Origin of the sequence: Terrisporobacter muris (genome assembly GCF_024621905.1) — a bacterium.
GTDB classification, from domain to species: Bacteria; Bacillota; Clostridia; order Peptostreptococcales; family Peptostreptococcaceae; genus Terrisporobacter; species Terrisporobacter muris.
This window is the reverse complement of record NZ_JANKBY010000075.1, coordinates 1-13,218: the sequence shown is the minus strand read 5'-3', so window position 1 is coordinate 13,218 and position 13,218 is coordinate 1. Positions and strand designations below refer to the sequence as shown.

Below are 13,218 nucleotides of genomic sequence, written 5' to 3'. Positions count from 1 at the left end.
TCGAAAAGGTATTGGACTATCCTTGTCCATATCTAACATATGTTGCCATAAGAAAGGGTATCTTCTCCTTACAACCTTTAGACTTCTATTGTTTTGTTTAGGACATAGATAGCAACCTAGCCTTTCAAATTTCCAATACATCGGATTCCAAAATCCTTTTTCTTTTATATATCTAAGGCAATCGGCTTCTGTCATTCCCCATTCTGCTAAAGGTGCTCTTCTATTACTTTCTAACTTCTTAAGCCTTTTAGGTTCATCTGCTGCTATTCCTAAATATATAATTACATCATCAAACTGTCTTTGATATTCTCTAAATGGCCTTTGTTTTAATCTATCATTACACCAGCTATTAAATCCTGCTGTAAATGGCCAGCCATATATTTGCCCTTTAAACTTACCTTTTTTCTTAACTGTATAAAAGTATTCCTCAAAACTCTTTTTAGGTTTTATCCTATCAAATATTAGATCTGGTTTAAGTTCTTTAAATTTTCTCTCGCATATTTTTATAATGTTATTTTGTTCTCCAAACTCTAAACCGATATCTATATATGCAACTCTATCTAATGGCCAACCTTCTTCTATGAGCCTAAGCACCATTGCCACACTATCTTTCCCACCACTGAAACTTGCTATATATGTTGTCATTAACCCACCTCATTACCAACTGATTTTTATTTGAGAATAGAGGATTAAGCAGATAACAGTTTAATCCTCTATTCTATTGTTATAAATGAATTATTTTATTTATCTTAATCCCATCTTTGCATATTCTTTTTCTAGTTTTACCTGATTATCAATAACATTTTTCATTTGTTTGCCTATATCATCTAACTCTTCTGTTTTAAATTCTGATAATATTTCTGCTATTAAACTCATAAAATCAAATTTATCCATTTTATTTCCTTTCCAAATAAAAAATTATATTTCATCCTTCTCATGAATAGATCTCCATACTGCACCTGCTATAAATCCAATATAAAACGTTATAAGTAACACTAATATTTTCATTTAATCACCTTACTTTATCCCTAAGTAATTTTTTATCACTTCTATAGCTTCTTCACTGCTCCAACAAACTTCACATTTATAACCTACTGCTGATAGCCTTTTAATCCAATCTTCTTGGCTTTCAGTAGGTTTATTCTTGCCCCACTTCATCTCTATATATAGTCCATGGTAAAAGCCATTTGGAAAACTAAGAAATAGATCTGGAACTCCTGCTTTTACACCTTGTAATTTAAGATTATGAGCTTCTATCTTATTTCTATATCCACCATTAGGAATTGCATAAATCAATTTTAAGGATGGGCATTTATTTGACTGTAAATTACACCACTGAATAACTGTTGCCTGTTCTTGTGCTTCTCTACTTTTCATATCTCTCAATCTCCTGCTTTCTAATATATCTTTGAGCCATGTCTATTGATTCTCCAATCTTGTATCCTTCTTCTACATATTTCTTTGCTATTTCAACTACATTAAGTATCTCTTTGTTTTATCTCTTAGTTCTTTTCATTTTTACCCCCTATAGCTCTTTTTCTATTTCTAAAGTTATTCTTCTAATCATCTTCAAGTTGTCTTTTATTTTCTGCTTGTTGCCTGCTCCATACTTACGTGCATATCTCCACATATCATCAAAGTATTTTCTGTCTGCTAGTTTTTCTCCGACTTCTGATGTTTGATTTATTCTTTCTAATTCTGCTTCTCTTTTGTAATTATTGTATTCCTCGATTGTATTTAGTTCATCATAGGTGCTATTTATTAGGTAACGCATTATATTTAATCTATTTTTCATTTGTACCCCCTTAATCTATCTCATTAAGTCTTTCTATTATTTGTTCTTTAAATTTTTCAAACTCTTCTACTGATAAATTTAAGGCTTTATCAACCAACTCTTCAAATTCTTCCATTAATTCATACATTATCTTTCCCCCTATAAGTTGTTTATTCCCTCTATGATTTCTTCTGCTTCTTTTATTAACTTTTTTATTTCACCTTTTAAAACTTGAAATTCATCAAAACAATCATCAATTTGTGCACCAACTTCTATCATATCATCTAGTAAGTCTAATGATTCATTGACATATCTTACTTGACTTTCAAATCCTTCTATTGACATTTATCTTTTCTCCTCATAACTATATATTTTTACTTCATCTTTAACTCTTCCAGATACACAATTTCCACATTCTCGGCACTGGCTTACTACTCCGATTCTAGGTATATGGATATATATCATAGTTCCACCACAGTTGATACAACCATGTTCTTTCCCACCTAATATCTTCTTCATAAGTTTTCACCCCTTAAATAACTTCTTTCAATAGCTTTAATGCTTTGTTTTCTATTCTACTTATTTGTGCTTGGCTTATATTTAGAACTTGTCCTGTTTTAACCTGTGAATAATTTTTAAAGTATCTAAGATGTATTACTTTTCTTTGCTTATCTGTAGGTACTCTTAGTGCTTTTTCTATCATGATCTTATTTATAATTTGCTCATCTTGCATGTACTCTTTACTTTCTATTGAGTCAATTATTAATATATCTTCTTGACCATCTTTGTTACGATATTTCATGTTTTGTAGACTTGTATAGTTTTCTATTGCATTTATGGCTTCACTTATCTGTTGTACAGTCACATCAATATATTTAGCTATTTCTAAAAGTGTTGGTTCTCTATTTAATTTATTTATTAATATCGTTTTAGTATCTTGTATTTCACCGTATAGGTTAAAATCTTCTCTTTTTACTCTAAATGGTATGTCCTCTCTTCTATCTCTTATAAATCTTTGCATTTCTCCTTTTATCTTGAAATATGCATATGTTGAAAATTTAAATCCACGTTCTGGTTCAAAGTTATCTACTGCTTTTATTAATCCTATATTTCCTTCTTGAACCAGAGAATCATAATAATCTGTTCCTAGATAACTTTTAGCTATTGAATGAACCAGTCTCATATTGTTTTCTATAAGATAATCTCTCGCCTCTTTATCTCCATTCTTAGCTTGTTTAAATAGTTCATTGATACTTTTATCATTCATGGTTTTAACCCCCCTTAAAACCCTTATAATTTTTCTAAAATTAAACCTTTGTACTGTATCTTGTTTGATTCTCTATAATGAAACATACTTCTTACGTTTTTCTTTTTAAATCCATACTCTTCACACATTTGATTGATACTAGGATATATTTCTTCTGTGCCTGCTGCTGGATTTATTACTTTTATCTTTCTAGCTCCTACATAATTTCTTTTGCTTTCTGCTTTTTTCTTAAATTTTTCTAGCCATATTTCATGCTCTAGATCTGTACTAGAACCTAAAGCTCTTAATTCATCTATTTCTGCTACTCTTTCATCTCCTTCTTCATCATCGAATAATCCTGATAAATAGTATCTTATATCTCTTTCTCTTGTATCTGTTATAGCGTGGAATAAAGCTATGTAATTTTCTGCTGTTGGGTCATTTTTTAATTTAGGACTTAGCGATATGCTATTTTTGATTTGTGATATATTCATAAAAATCCCCCTATTTGCTCCAGGAGAATTTAATCCCCTGGAATTTATTTATTTTTTAATTTATTTATTTTTTCTTGCTGTTCTCTCATAGCTAGTTCATTTATTATTGATGGGTCATAATTTCTAAATGTTTCATTTACATTTGCTCCTGCACCTTTTTTATATGAATTTTGTATATTATTGTTATTTTTGCTAACACTACTATTAGTAGAAAACTTATTTTGTTCTTTTAAAGGGAATACACTCTTCCATGAATTTATTATGGATTGTTCAAGTATTCCTATTTTAGTTTTATCCTCATTCGCTAACTGGTCTAGCTTATTAAGTATTCCTTTTAATGCTCTATCTGTTACTGGTGATTTAATTGTTTTTCTCATTTTTATAAAATCTATCAATACTTCTTTTAAATCCTCATTATCTGTATAATCTTTTATGAGCTTATCTAATGATGTTTCTTTTTTTTTATTAATAGAACTGTTTTTATTAATACTGTTTTTGTTAAGACTGTTTCTTTTAGTGTCCTTATTTTCCGTATCCGGAAAAACCGTATCCGGAAAAACCGTATCCCGTTTTACCGTATCCGATTTTTTAGGACACGGTGACTTTGTAGTGTTTTCAACAGGTATAGCAATTAATCTATATATATTGTGTGCAAATTTACCTTTTTCTTTAATTTGCTCAACTTTCAAATATCCTTTTTCTTCTAATTCATTTCTATATTTATAGAATTTTGTTTTGCTCCAGTTCATGTGATATAAAATTAATTCAACACTCGGAAATGCTGTATCTCCATTTCCTGCATAAGCTGCAAAGTAAGCAAATAAGCTTTTAGCTTCACTACTTAAATTTGGATTGCATACAAGCGACTTTGATATTATTCCAAATCCAGTTTCATAGATTAACTTGTCCATAGCATTATTTTTTCACCTGCTTTCATCTTTTGTCTAAAGAAGGGAAATTAATCCCTCCTATAATAAACTAACTTGTAGCTTGTAGTCTTTCATATCCTTCACACATTTCGTCATATTCCTCTTTACTCATATTAACTACATCTTTAGTAAACTTTTTAAATACATGCTTTTTAACTGCATCCTTATCGAAACCTTTGCTATGTGCTATTGCATACAATCTCGATATTTGTTTATCTGATAGTTTTCTATTTGTATTTCCTTCTGTACCATTGTTCCATCTGTTTTCTATATTTAAATCGTGATTAGTATTATTTTTATTATCTGATTTAGCATCTGCATCATCTTCATCAGTTGGAAGTCCTAAAAACTTAAGTAAAAAATATCTTTCATTATAAGTCATGGCTGTTCCTACTGCTTTAGCTATATCATCTGTTTGTTGTCCTATACAAACCCATGGAACAGTTATTTTATCTTCTGGAAACTCCGAATTAACCCATGTGTAATTCATTTTCATAGTAATTATAAAATCTGTCTTATCTGCTCCTTTTGCAGTTTTATAATTGTATTTCTCCCACTTCATAGTGTCATAATCTACTTCCGGTATTAACAGAACTCCAAGCTCGTCCATTTTACCTTTAATTGCTCTTAACACTTGTGAACCACTAACATATTCATAACCAAAACTTCCGTTACCACTTTTTTTATCTTTGCTAAATCCTTCAATGCTTTTTTTAACTTCTACTAGCTTTTGATGAAGGTTTAATTTATCATTCATTAGTTGCCCTCGCTTTCTGTTCTTGTTTTATATAGTCTCTATAGGCGCTTATATATGCCCTATCATATTCATCTATCTTTTCTTGTGATGCTTCAAACTCATTAATGTACTCTTCTAATTCCTCAATAGGTTTATAACTTTCCAAACAATCCTTAGCCCCATCGAGATAACCATATTTGCTATCTACTGCACATGTATGAGTTGACATCATTTGTGCACAAAATAATTTATTTTCAAAACAATCCTCTGATTGTCTTATAGCTTTATCTGAAAACCTAAATAAATCATTCATTTTCATGTTCTAAAATCACGCCTTCTTTGGTATAATATAATAAAAGTAAATTTCTAATTACTTTTATTTTTTCTCTAAATAGGACCTATTGCCGTAGGTTCTATTTTTATATATAAGCTTCATATCTTTTTTCTTGTAGATCTTGTTCTGCTTCTTCAAGTTGCTTTATTTCTTCTTCTTTCATACAATTAATATCTAGTAGTATTTCTTCTAGAAAATCTGCAAATCTAGTATAATCAACTGCTCTAATCTTGAACTCTGTATATTTTTCAATACCAGCTTTACTATTTTGTATTATTACATCTTTGCCTTTGTCAGCTATATAAGCTGCATTTCTAAGATTATTTATTTTGTTTTGTATTTTTTCTATTATAGGGTCTTGATTTAACCAGTCCATATTAAACCTCCTCTACATCTGTAACCTCTAATTGAACATCTCCACTACCACCTTCAATAAATTCAATTATATTTCCGCCGAAATCGTCTAAAATATAATAGACATCATCTTTTCCGAAAATTGACTTATCTATTTTATTCCAAACATTTTCATCATCAATATCATCTGGCAACTCAACTACATAAGTGTGATTAAGTTCAATTTTTTCACAAACCTCAATTTTAAATTTTTTCATATTTAAACCTCCTTAAGAATTTCATTTATCATAACTAGTGCATTGCTATTTTTATCAATTCTTAAAACTTCTTTATAGTTTTCATAAATTGATATGTAGTTGTTTTCTATATCAGTCACAACAAAGTCACTATCAGTAAATCCACTTCCTACTTCTACTAGAGAACCTTCTTTGTATGAATGCATATCAGATACATCTATGATATTTTCTACTGCTCTTTTGAATAATGTTTCTCTATCCTCTTTCCAAAAGTCTTTTTTATTACTCATTAGTAACACCTGCCTTTTCTTCAAATTTAACTTGTCCATTGGCTCCTTGTATTGCATATTGAAGCATTTCACTAGGCTTCCATTTTTCTATATAATTAAGTGCTTTGTCATAGTTCTTAAGAGATATATTCTTATAACTGTTTACTTTGAATGCTCCCTTTATATCTCTGTAAAGCTCTGCGAATAATTTCTTACTTAGTTTCTTATAAGCTTCTGAATGCTTACCTTCCAATAAATAAACTGCCCTTGAATTTACTGCTGTTCTTAGATTTTCTGCCAGTTCATAATCAACAGTCATCTTTTCTTCTATAGCTCCAACTCTCTTTTCTATTACTTGCTGCTTTCTATCTATCATGAATATTGCTTGTAATTCCTTTGAAGCATTCGCCAGTGGATTTTCTACCATTTCGTTAAATCTTTCTACATATTTGGCTGTAAATAATATTCCTTTTTCACCAGTCATTTTATTAGCCAACATATCACAACCTAATTTTGTACACTCATAGCAACTATTTAATTTTCCACTTTCATCTTTATATTGAGATTTTATAAAATACTTACTAACCACCATTTGGTTGTCAGCTAAAATTTCAGCTATACCTTTTCTGTCTTTTGCTCCATCTAACATTCTTAAAACTTCCCAATGTTTTTTATCCATCATATCTGCTACTTCATAACTAGGTATTGTTTGAACTGCTTGTCCTTCATTTTTCTCCATAACTTTGTAACTTGCATATAAATCACTCATATCTATTCCCTCCCCTAAATTATTCAGTTATAACTATTAACTTGTTACAATTTCCAAAACTTTGAGTTTCGTCAAAGTATCTCATTTGAACTATTTTTACACCTCTGTACTCAAGATGTTTTAATTCTCCGTGTAAGTTTCTATCTGTTTTGTATCTAGTCTCCTTTTTAGTGCTATTTGATTTTATTTTTACCAACATATTTTTCATTTGTTATTCCCCCTTATTTTTATCTTTTGTTTATCAATTTGAATAATTCTTCATGTGTCATGTTTGGAAATATGTCGCTTAATACTTTTAGTTGTTCCAATGTTATCTTGATTTTCATTTGTTTCTCACCTCTTTTACATACCATCCCATGAATCCAACCAATTTAAAAACGGTTCTGTTGGAATTTTATATAACCTTCCGATTTTAATAACTTTGAACATGTTGTTTGTAGTTAACGCTTGCCTTATTAGACCGTATGCAGTTTTGTCACACACTCCTAATATGTCTTGGATATCCTTTACATTTAAGACCTTTTTCATTTTGCAATGTCCTCCTATGCTTCTGCTAATTCTAAATCCATTATTGCTTTTACTTGTCTTTTAGTAAGAATCTCATGTATAAGCATTCTTCCTTTTTGTGTCCATAAAGTTTGAACTCTTGGTTTACCACCAAACTCTTTAGTTTCAGTCTTTGTATACCCTTTACCTAAGTAGTCTGAGTATAATATCCATTGTCCTCTAACATTTCTTTGAACTCTTTCTTCGCAAAGTATTTTATTTAATGCTTGAGCTGATAAGCCATAATCAAACGCTATACTTGTCATTAATAGAGCATCATCACAACTTAGTATCTTATCTAAATACTCTAGTTTAGGTTTTTGACTTTCTATAACATCTACTAAATTTAAAGTTTCTTTTTCTAAAGCTTTAATTTTGTTATTCTTCTTTTCTATTGTTCTTTGTGCTACCTGTAATGCTCTAGCCATTATCTCTTCATCTGACATTTCTTCATCATGATGTATATATCCGCCAGTTTGTCTTATTGAAGGTAATACTTCACTTGTAACCCACTTTTTAAATTTTTTAGCTTCTGGTCTTTTGCTTCTTAATATTGCTGAATATAATCCACTTTCATTTATAATAATTTGAGATTTACTCATACTGTCAATTTGACAGTTTGCCTTTTCATCTTCATCAAGATGTCTTGTCATAGCTGAAGCATCACTATAATTTAGAAAATCAGATATATCCTTAGCAACAAACCAAGGTTCATTGTTTATTTCAACTACTCTTACTGAACCAAATTCTTCACTTTTAAAAACTTTTAATTCTTTTGTCATTTCATTCCCTCCTATATATTCCAGTATTTTTGTTTTTGTTTAGGTCAAACTATGTTATATAATATCTGTCTACTTAAAGATGACTTGTTCTCCAAAAAAAATATCATCTATTGTCATATTAAAAAGTTCAGATATTTTTTTAGCTTCATTTACCTTAAACTGTTTTTCGCCTGCTTCTTTATATTGATACGTAGTTTTAGATATTCCGATATAATCAGCTATATCTTGTTGAGTAAAATCAAATTTACTTCTTAAGGCTTTTAAGTTATTTTTCATATAATCATCTCCTTTCTGTTAAACTTTTGTTGTGTTTATATTTTAATAATAGTCTACTTAAAGATGACTTGTCAATAATATTTTTCAACTTTTTTAAAATTTTATTCATTTTTTTTGAATTGTTTTCATATAATTTTAATTTAGCTTACTTTACTGTATTTTTAAATTAAGTTATAATGTAATTGAAAATAAGTTATAGAGGGATATGGAGTGTTGTAATTGGAACAAAATAAATTAGGCAACAATATAAGAAGAGAAAGGGAAGCAAGAAAATTAACTCAAGAAGAATTAGGAAAAATTTTAGGAGTCTCAAAGCAAACAGTAAGTAGTTGGGAAAAAGGCGATAAAAAACCAAGAGTTGATAAACTCAATAGCTTAGCTGAACTATTTAATAGTTCTGTTGATGATCTTTTAGAAAAAACTTCTATTCCATCAGAATCAGAGAAATATTACAAAGTAGCTAAGGAAATTTACGAATTAGATGAAGAAGACAGGAAGTTTATAAAGCAGATGATTAAAAAACTAAAGAAAAATCAAAAAGACAAATAAGTTAATTAACCTATTTGTCTCATTTTTTTTATTAAACTAATTATGTAATCATACCCTTCTTTATCATTTTTTTCTAGCCACTCTAAATCGCTCGCTAATTCTAATATTTCCTTTTCACTCATATATTCCTACTCCCTTTTTATGTACTATACTATAATTTTACCAAACATTCGTTCGTATTTCAACAGAACAAGTGTATGTTTTTCTTATAATAAAATTATAGCAGGAAAAATATCACCAGGAGAGATATTTACGACCAAAACTGACAAACTAATAAAGATTGATAAAAATTGTGGATTAGTCAAATTATTTTGGAAAGGAAAATTAATTTTGATTAAGACAACAAGGAAAAGACAGCGTTTGACACAAAAAGAACTCGCAAAAAGATGTAATTTGTCGCAAAGTTTCTTAAGTGAGTTAGAAAATAAGAACAATAAAAAAAATGTGACTATTAAACAAATAATAAAAATAGCAGATGGACTTAATCTAAATCCTAGAGATTTAGCTTCATGGTTCATAGATAAAGAATTAAATTGTATTAGGGGGAATGCACATGAACAACTATAGTGTAAAAAGTACATTTATAAGAAAAAGGGGTAATAATTACAACGTAGTAATTGAGTATATAAATGAAGAAGGAAAATTAAAGCAAAAAAGCGTTGGTAAATACACTACAAAAAAAGAAGCCGATAAGCATAAAATAGAGCTACAATGCTCGATAAACAATAACAAGTTTACTGTTCCAAAGGATGTGACATTTGTAGATAGATGCTATAAATATATAGATGATAATCGTACAGATTGGTCTGAAAATACTACAGTTATGAGAGAATCATTTGTAAAAAATCAAGTTGCTCCCTTCTTTAGGGATACAAAACTTGCAGATATCACGGTATACCAGCTACAACAATTTGTTAATAACTTGTACAACAATTATACTCCTGGTAGTGCTAGGACTCGTTATTCCTTCGTCAGAGCAGTTATTAGAGAATGCTATAGACTAAGAGAATTAAACGAGAATATATGTGAATTTGTCAAGCTACCTAAAAAAGAGCAAACAGATATTACAGATGTTTATTCTAAAGAGGAAGTAGTTAATTTAGTACTGGCTCTTTCTGGAACATCTATAGAAATGCCAATACTTCTCATGTTGCTTTTAGGACTCAGAAAGAATGAAGCGTGCGGTCTAAGATGGAAAGATATTGATTTTGATAATAACCTAATTTCTATTAATCAGATTTTAGTATATCAAGATAGTAAAGTAACTTTTAAAAAGCCTAAAACTGCTAAATCAGTTAGGGTACTACACGCTTCTAATTATCTAATGAGGAAACTTAGAGAACTTAAAGCAAAACATGATGAGTATGCAAGAGAAGGTATAGAGAACAAATATGATTTAGTATGTCTAAATAGAAATTTTGATTGCTATAAAGGATGCAATCTTAATGTAACATTCAAAATCTTTTGTAAAAACAATAATTTTAAACAAATAAGACTGCATGATCTTAGACATACTAATGCTACACTTATGGTTTTAGCTGGAATTAACAATAAGGTAATATCAGATAGGTTAGGTCACTCTGATATTAAAATATCTTTAAATAAATATTCTCATGTTCTTCCAGAAATGGATAAAAGTGCAGCGAATAAAATATCAGATTTGTTAACAATAGAATAATAAAAAAATGTCAGTAAAATGTCAGTGAGAATAAAAAATGTCAGTTAATTAGCAGTAGAATATATTCGGTATACCTAGTAAACATTACCTTAAATCCCTGAAATACTCTACTAAGGCAATTCAAAGTAAACCTCATTCGTAATATATACTATTCCTTTTGGTAATAATATGTATAGCTAAATTTCAATAAAGCAGAAATGGAGGTTTAGATTTGAAAAAAAACAATATAAATAAATTGATAATTATAGGTGCATTTTTATTAGTTTTTGCATTTGTATTTATTAATGATAATTCAATATTCTCTAAAATAAAAACTCAAATTTATTCCAAAGATATAAGCACAGTGGAATATAACTGGTATTTCAACCCACGAGAAGATGGTAAGCAACCTTCTCCTATAAAAGAAGCTGATTTTTTTAGAAAATATAAGACTTATTACGTGGGTAGCCCTGATGAAAAAGTAATATACTTAACTTTCGACTCTGGCTATGAGAATGGGTTTACTAACCATATGCTAGATGTATTAAAAAAACATAATGCTCCAGGTAATTTCTTTGTAGTTGAAAGTTATATCAAAAACAATCCTGATATAATAAAAAGAATGGAAAAAGAAGGTCACTTAGTATGTAACCACTCTGTAAGTCATGTTTCCATGGCATCTATTCATGACAAAGAGAAGTTCAAAAAAGAAATTTTAGATGTGGCTAAGACTTATAAAGACGTAACAGGAAATGAAATGCCAAAATATTTTAGACCACCTATGGGAAAATTTAGCGAAGAATCATTAAAAATGACTAGTGATTTAGGTTATTCTTCAATCTTTTGGAGTTTTGCTTATGTTGATTGGTACAACAATCAACAGCCTACCCACGAGTTTGCTAAAAATAAAATATATTCTAGAACTCACCCAGGTGCCATAGTTTTACTTCATTCAAACTCAAAAACTAATAGCGAAATATTAGATGAAGTAATCACTCACTGGGAAGAGGAGGGCTATACTTTAAAATCTTTAGACCACTTAACTCATAAAAAATAGAAAATTTGCGTAGCTTAAACAAATACGTTACTCAAATAAAAGAGCTGTAAGGTTTTTACTTACAGCTTTTTCTATGCATCTACAAAAACTTCCTTACCATTGTAATTTCCTACCCAATAAGGTTTATATATACTACTAACTTCTAATAGTGTAATATTTTTTATAATCTGCTTATCCATGGAATTATGCTTGATTTTGTTATCAAAGTGATTTAAGATTTCATTTTTTACTTTTTCAATTATATAATCCTCTTTAATATTACATTTTTTTATACAACTCCTAGCAATATACCTTTTTACAGTCTGTGGATCACAATCGATTGACTTAGAGTGACCATTATAAGTATTGACCATCATAATTATGTTATGCCTATTATCATCACTCCTAAAATTATTCTTATTTTTTCTTTTACTTACAATTTCATATTTTAGTATTTTGTACTCTACATATTCTAAGTGTATATCTTCTACTTTTCTATTAAATTGATCAATTTTACTTATTAGTGGAGTTTTTCTAAATATATGTTTCATTGCATCTTTTTTTCTTACTTTTATCTCTATTGAATCTACTAACATCTTTTTCCTCCTTAATAAGAAGATGCATAATCTAAATTAAAAATCCTTCTATATTATATTAATAAATCTTGTCCTCTTATGTTTGTACAAATTAAATTAATACCTAAATATACTTAATTTTCCTTTGTTGAATAAAAAATAATTCTTTGTTAAAACTAAATTCGTCACACAAATGGATTTAGGAGGAAAATATGAAAAAAATAACTACTATTCTTCTAATATTTTTTATTTTTTTTACATGCTATATAGAAACAGCTGGAAATAATTATATTGAAAGTGATGTTAATGAAGATGCACCCATAACTATCGGTAATTTAGTTCCTAAAAGAGGTGAACAAAATATAATTTCCACTCCTGAAATTAAAATAGACTATAGCAGTAAATTCATTTTAAATGATTATAAACTTTACCTAAACTATAAAGATGTTACTAATAAAACTATTTCAACTTCCAAATATATCTATTATAAATGCGATAAAAAATTAAAAAGAGGGGTACAAGTTATAAAACTTGAAATTCTATCTGAAAATAATAAAACAGAGGAAGTAGAATGGTATTTTACTGTTGGTACACCTTTTTATAATAATTATAGAGGCATTTTTTTCAATAATACTAAAGAACTAAATATGCTAACT

The 13,218-nt window shown here is 28.8% G+C and carries 25 protein-coding genes; 5 read left to right on the top strand and 20 right to left on the bottom strand.

The window, feature by feature from the left end:
- From NSA58_RS08085 to NSA58_RS07995, 19 genes are all read right to left on the bottom strand, one after another.
- On the bottom strand, positions 1-645 hold a 645-nt coding region (locus tag NSA58_RS08085), incomplete at its 3' end, for a phosphoadenosine phosphosulfate reductase domain-containing protein (protein ID WP_257560380.1).
- Positions 646-744: 99 nt separating this feature from the next.
- The gene (locus NSA58_RS08080; protein WP_257560379.1) at positions 745-894 is read right to left on the bottom strand and encodes a hypothetical protein; all 150 of its coding nucleotides are present in this window, start codon (positions 892-894) and stop codon (positions 745-747) included.
- A 123-nt stretch (positions 895-1,017) separates the two neighbouring features.
- Positions 1,018-1,377 carry a VRR-NUC domain-containing protein gene (locus NSA58_RS08075; protein ID WP_257560378.1) on the bottom strand — a complete coding sequence of 120 codons (360 nt, stop codon included), beginning with the start codon at positions 1,375-1,377 and terminating at the stop codon, positions 1,018-1,020.
- Positions 1,378-1,525: 148 nt separating this feature from the next.
- Positions 1,526-1,795 carry a hypothetical protein gene (locus NSA58_RS08070; protein WP_257560377.1) on the bottom strand — a complete coding sequence of 90 codons (270 nt, stop codon included), beginning with the start codon at positions 1,793-1,795 and terminating at the stop codon, positions 1,526-1,528.
- A gap of 138 nt (positions 1,796-1,933) precedes the next feature.
- Positions 1,934-2,119: a hypothetical protein gene (locus NSA58_RS08065; protein WP_257560376.1), complete on the bottom strand. Its 186-nt coding sequence runs from the start codon at positions 2,117-2,119 to the stop codon at positions 1,934-1,936.
- The gene (locus NSA58_RS08060; protein ID WP_257560375.1) at positions 2,120-2,293 is read right to left on the bottom strand and encodes a hypothetical protein; all 174 of its coding nucleotides are present in this window, start codon (positions 2,291-2,293) and stop codon (positions 2,120-2,122) included.
- Between the two features lie 13 nt (positions 2,294-2,306).
- On the bottom strand, positions 2,307-3,041 hold the full coding sequence (locus NSA58_RS08055; RefSeq protein WP_257560374.1) for a sigma-70 family RNA polymerase sigma factor: 735 nt from the start codon (positions 3,039-3,041) through the stop codon (positions 2,307-2,309).
- A 23-nt stretch (positions 3,042-3,064) separates the two neighbouring features.
- Entirely contained in the window at positions 3,065-3,514 is a 450-nt protein-coding gene (locus NSA58_RS08050; RefSeq protein ID WP_257560373.1) for a hypothetical protein, read from the bottom strand.
- Positions 3,515-3,558: 44 nt separating this feature from the next.
- Complete coding sequence (locus NSA58_RS08045) at positions 3,559-4,425, bottom strand: helix-turn-helix domain-containing protein (RefSeq protein WP_257560372.1); 867 nt, start codon at positions 4,423-4,425, stop codon at positions 3,559-3,561.
- A gap of 67 nt (positions 4,426-4,492) precedes the next feature.
- Positions 4,493-5,200 carry an ERF family protein gene (locus NSA58_RS08040; RefSeq protein ID WP_257560371.1) on the bottom strand — a complete coding sequence of 236 codons (708 nt, stop codon included), beginning with the start codon at positions 5,198-5,200 and terminating at the stop codon, positions 4,493-4,495.
- Positions 5,193-5,498 carry a hypothetical protein gene (locus tag NSA58_RS08035; protein ID WP_257560370.1) on the bottom strand — a complete coding sequence of 102 codons (306 nt, stop codon included), beginning with the start codon at positions 5,496-5,498 and terminating at the stop codon, positions 5,193-5,195. The genes NSA58_RS08040 and NSA58_RS08035 overlap by 8 nt, the downstream gene beginning before the upstream one ends.
- Before the next feature lie 100 nt (positions 5,499-5,598).
- Positions 5,599-5,889, bottom strand: coding sequence for a hypothetical protein (locus NSA58_RS08030; RefSeq protein WP_257560369.1), 291 nt, complete (start codon positions 5,887-5,889; stop codon positions 5,599-5,601).
- Between the two features lies 1 nt (position 5,890).
- Entirely contained in the window at positions 5,891-6,124 is a 234-nt protein-coding gene (locus NSA58_RS08025; protein WP_257560368.1) for a hypothetical protein, read from the bottom strand.
- 2 nt (positions 6,125-6,126) lie between these two features.
- Entirely contained in the window at positions 6,127-6,393 is a 267-nt protein-coding gene (locus NSA58_RS08020; protein WP_257560367.1) for a hypothetical protein, read from the bottom strand.
- Complete coding sequence (locus tag NSA58_RS08015; RefSeq protein WP_257560366.1) at positions 6,386-7,141, bottom strand: Rha family transcriptional regulator; 756 nt, start codon at positions 7,139-7,141, stop codon at positions 6,386-6,388. The genes NSA58_RS08020 and NSA58_RS08015 overlap by 8 nt, the downstream gene beginning before the upstream one ends.
- Before the next feature lie 19 nt (positions 7,142-7,160).
- Positions 7,161-7,349, bottom strand: coding sequence for a hypothetical protein (locus tag NSA58_RS08010; protein WP_257560365.1), 189 nt, complete (start codon positions 7,347-7,349; stop codon positions 7,161-7,163).
- 134 nt (positions 7,350-7,483) lie between these two features.
- Positions 7,484-7,669: a helix-turn-helix domain-containing protein gene (locus tag NSA58_RS08005; protein WP_257560364.1), complete on the bottom strand. Its 186-nt coding sequence runs from the start codon at positions 7,667-7,669 to the stop codon at positions 7,484-7,486.
- Positions 7,670-7,683: 14 nt separating this feature from the next.
- Complete coding sequence (locus NSA58_RS08000; protein ID WP_257560363.1) at positions 7,684-8,469, bottom strand: phage antirepressor; 786 nt, start codon at positions 8,467-8,469, stop codon at positions 7,684-7,686.
- Between the two features lie 69 nt (positions 8,470-8,538).
- On the bottom strand, positions 8,539-8,745 hold the full coding sequence (locus tag NSA58_RS07995) for a helix-turn-helix transcriptional regulator (protein ID WP_257560362.1): 207 nt from the start codon (positions 8,743-8,745) through the stop codon (positions 8,539-8,541).
- 219 nt (positions 8,746-8,964) lie between these two features.
- On the opposite strand from NSA58_RS07995, the gene NSA58_RS07990 reads away from it, so the two are divergent.
- The 4 genes from NSA58_RS07990 (at position 8,965) to pdaA (ending at position 12,008) form a co-directional block, all read left to right on the top strand.
- Complete coding sequence (locus tag NSA58_RS07990) at positions 8,965-9,294, top strand: helix-turn-helix transcriptional regulator (protein ID WP_257560361.1); 330 nt, start codon at positions 8,965-8,967, stop codon at positions 9,292-9,294.
- A 330-nt stretch (positions 9,295-9,624) separates the two neighbouring features.
- Positions 9,625-9,861: a helix-turn-helix domain-containing protein gene (locus tag NSA58_RS07985; RefSeq protein WP_257560360.1), complete on the top strand. Its 237-nt coding sequence runs from the start codon at positions 9,625-9,627 to the stop codon at positions 9,859-9,861.
- Positions 9,848-10,972 carry a site-specific integrase gene (locus NSA58_RS07980; RefSeq protein WP_257560359.1) on the top strand — a complete coding sequence of 375 codons (1,125 nt, stop codon included), beginning with the start codon at positions 9,848-9,850 and terminating at the stop codon, positions 10,970-10,972. Before NSA58_RS07985 ends, NSA58_RS07980 begins: the two co-directional genes overlap by 14 nt.
- 211 nt (positions 10,973-11,183) lie before the next feature.
- Entirely contained in the window at positions 11,184-12,008 is an 825-nt protein-coding gene (gene pdaA, locus NSA58_RS07975) for a delta-lactam-biosynthetic de-N-acetylase (RefSeq protein ID WP_039678437.1), read from the top strand.
- A gap of 71 nt (positions 12,009-12,079) precedes the next feature.
- Here pdaA and NSA58_RS07970 read toward each other — a convergent pair whose 3' ends face one another.
- Positions 12,080-12,583, bottom strand: a complete 504-nt coding sequence (locus NSA58_RS07970) for a hypothetical protein (RefSeq protein WP_039678438.1) — start codon at positions 12,581-12,583, stop codon at positions 12,080-12,082.
- A 191-nt stretch (positions 12,584-12,774) separates the two neighbouring features.
- On the opposite strand from NSA58_RS07970, the gene NSA58_RS07965 reads away from it, so the two are divergent.
- Positions 12,775-13,218: hypothetical protein (locus NSA58_RS07965; protein WP_257560358.1), on the top strand; the 444-nt coding region annotated here is incomplete at its 3' end.

Bases quoted from the DNA above. Each gene is read 5' to 3' on its own strand.
- NSA58_RS08000 (WP_257560363.1), bottom strand. From the start codon at position 8,469: ATGACAAAAGAATTAAAAGTTTTTAAAAGTGAAGAATTTGGTTCAGTA.
- NSA58_RS08010 (WP_257560365.1), bottom strand. From the start codon at position 7,349: ATGAAAAATATGTTGGTAAAAATAAAATCAAATAGCACTAAAAAGGAG.
- NSA58_RS08030 (WP_257560369.1), bottom strand. From the start codon at position 5,889: ATGGACTGGTTAAATCAAGACCCTATAATAGAAAAAATACAAAACAAA.
- NSA58_RS08045 (WP_257560372.1), bottom strand. From the start codon at position 4,425: ATGGACAAGTTAATCTATGAAACTGGATTTGGAATAATATCAAAGTCG.
- NSA58_RS08080 (WP_257560379.1), bottom strand. From the start codon at position 894: ATGGATAAATTTGATTTTATGAGTTTAATAGCAGAAATATTATCAGAA.
- NSA58_RS08040 (WP_257560371.1), bottom strand. From the start codon at position 5,200: ATGAATGATAAATTAAACCTTCATCAAAAGCTAGTAGAAGTTAAAAAA.
- NSA58_RS08005 (WP_257560364.1), bottom strand. From the start codon at position 7,669: ATGAAAAAGGTCTTAAATGTAAAGGATATCCAAGACATATTAGGAGTG.
- NSA58_RS07970 (WP_039678438.1), bottom strand. From the start codon at position 12,583: ATGTTAGTAGATTCAATAGAGATAAAAGTAAGAAAAAAAGATGCAATG.
- NSA58_RS08025 (WP_257560368.1), bottom strand. From the start codon at position 6,124: ATGAAAAAATTTAAAATTGAGGTTTGTGAAAAAATTGAACTTAATCAC.
- NSA58_RS08070 (WP_257560377.1), bottom strand. From the start codon at position 1,795: ATGAAAAATAGATTAAATATAATGCGTTACCTAATAAATAGCACCTAT.
- NSA58_RS08035 (WP_257560370.1), bottom strand. From the start codon at position 5,498: ATGAAAATGAATGATTTATTTAGGTTTTCAGATAAAGCTATAAGACAA.
- NSA58_RS08050 (WP_257560373.1), bottom strand. From the start codon at position 3,514: ATGAATATATCACAAATCAAAAATAGCATATCGCTAAGTCCTAAATTA.
- NSA58_RS08060 (WP_257560375.1), bottom strand. From the start codon at position 2,293: ATGAAGAAGATATTAGGTGGGAAAGAACATGGTTGTATCAACTGTGGT.
- NSA58_RS07980 (WP_257560359.1), top strand. From the start codon at position 9,848: ATGAACAACTATAGTGTAAAAAGTACATTTATAAGAAAAAGGGGTAAT.
- NSA58_RS08020 (WP_257560367.1), bottom strand. From the start codon at position 6,393: ATGAGTAATAAAAAAGACTTTTGGAAAGAGGATAGAGAAACATTATTC.
- NSA58_RS08075 (WP_257560378.1), bottom strand. From the start codon at position 1,377: ATGAAAAGTAGAGAAGCACAAGAACAGGCAACAGTTATTCAGTGGTGT.
- NSA58_RS07995 (WP_257560362.1), bottom strand. From the start codon at position 8,745: ATGAAAAATAACTTAAAAGCCTTAAGAAGTAAATTTGATTTTACTCAA.
- NSA58_RS08055 (WP_257560374.1), bottom strand. From the start codon at position 3,041: ATGAATGATAAAAGTATCAATGAACTATTTAAACAAGCTAAGAATGGA.
- NSA58_RS08065 (WP_257560376.1), bottom strand. From the start codon at position 2,119: ATGTCAATAGAAGGATTTGAAAGTCAAGTAAGATATGTCAATGAATCA.
- NSA58_RS08015 (WP_257560366.1), bottom strand. From the start codon at position 7,141: ATGAGTGATTTATATGCAAGTTACAAAGTTATGGAGAAAAATGAAGGA.